The 1,554-nt window shown below is 65.5% G+C and carries 2 protein-coding genes; both read left to right on the forward strand.

Annotated features, from left to right (window positions below):
• On the forward strand, window positions 1–934 hold a 934-nt coding region (locus EN879_RS35310; RefSeq protein ID WP_127274685.1), incomplete at its 5' end, for an ATP-binding cassette domain-containing protein.
• A 5-nt stretch (window positions 935–939) separates the two neighbouring features.
• Window positions 940–1,554 (forward strand): carbohydrate ABC transporter permease (locus EN879_RS35315; protein ID WP_245493929.1); only part of this gene is annotated, 615 nt, incomplete at its 3' end.

A 1,554-nucleotide genomic window follows, 5' to 3' on the forward strand; every position in this document is an offset into this window, starting at 1 on the left:
GTTCCAGAGCTACGCGCTCTATCCGCATATGTCGGTGCGGCAGAATATGGCCTTCGGGCTGAAGATGCGCGGCACCGACGCGGCGGTCATCGATGCCAAGATTGCAGACGCCGCTAACCTGCTCGGTCTGCAGAATCTTCTCGGCCGCAAGCCGGCAGCGCTTTCGGGTGGCCAGCGGCAGCGTGTCGCGCTCGGCCGGGCGATCGTTCGCGAACCGGCGGCCTTCCTGCTTGACGAACCGCTGTCCAATCTCGATGCGCAACTGCGTGCCGAGATGCGGCTCGAACTCGTGAAGCTGCACCGGCGCCTCGGCCGCACCATCGTCCATGTCACCCACGACCAGGTCGAGGCGATGACCATGGGCGATCGCATATGCATCATGCGCGATGGTCGCCTGATCCAGGCCGGCCGGCCGCTTGAAGTCTATGCCGACCCGGTCAACACCTTCGTCGCACGCTTCCTGGCGACGCCGCCGATGAACCTCATTCCGGCCACGCTTCAGGCCGCACCTGGCGAAGGGCTCTCCGTCCTGACCGACAGCGGTGCCGTGCTTGCCGTCCCCGCCCGCCACCGCAACGCTTATGGCGAGCGTGCCGGGCGCCGCGTCATTCTGGGCGTGCGGGCCGAGGATTTCCACGAAAGCCCCGACAAGCCGGACTGGCAGAAGATTGCCGTACGGGTCGTGGCCGTCGAGGCTCTCGGCGCCGAGAACGTCCTGATCGGCCAGATTGCCGGTCACGCCACCGGCAGGGATGATGCTCACCCCGCGGGGGGCGACAAGCCGTTTGAGATCGCCGCCCGCCTCAGCCGTTATTTCACGGCGCCCGTCGGCTCGATGGTCGAACTCTACATCGACCCGCTGCCGATGCACCTCTTTGATCCCGAAACCGAACTGGTCATCGCGCGGCCGAGCCTCATGGGGGCCACGCGATGACCAGCATGGACAGAAACGAACGGCCGGCCTTTCGTCGCCGCTTCGGCTTGCATTTCGGGCTGATTGTCGTCTGCGCCATCGTGCTGCTGCCGCCGCTCTGGGTGCTGCGGACAAGCTTCGTCCCCGAGCAGTTGTCCTACAGCAACGAGCTGATGCCGGCCTTTACGACGGACAATTATTCGGCGCTGCTGTCGAGCCGCTTCGGTCAGTCGTACCTCAACAGCCTGATCGTCGCGCTCGGCTCGGTTCTGCTCGCATTGCCTTTTGCCGCCACCACCGGCTATGCCTTCGCCCGCTTCCGCACGGGCGGTCGTTGGGCGCGTTTTGCCGTTCTGGCGACGCAGATGTTGCCGCCCGTGGCGCTGGTGCTGCCGACCTTCACGCTGTTCCGAAGCCTGGAGCTCAGCAATTCGCTGACGGGGCTGATCATCGTCTATGCCGCGCTCAACCTGCCTTTCCTGACCTGGATCCTGATGGGCTTCTTCGAGGGCATTCCAGTCGATCTGGAATGGGCGGCGATGACCGACGGCGCGACCGCCTGGGGCGCCTTCTGGCGTATTGTCCTGCCGGTGTCGATGCCCGGTATCGCGGCCGCCGGCGTGCTCGGCTTCATCCTGGCT

This window comes from Mesorhizobium sp. M7A.F.Ca.AU.002.02.1.1, assembly GCF_003998535.1.
Taxonomy (GTDB): domain Bacteria; phylum Pseudomonadota; class Alphaproteobacteria; order Rhizobiales; family Rhizobiaceae; genus Mesorhizobium; species Mesorhizobium ciceri.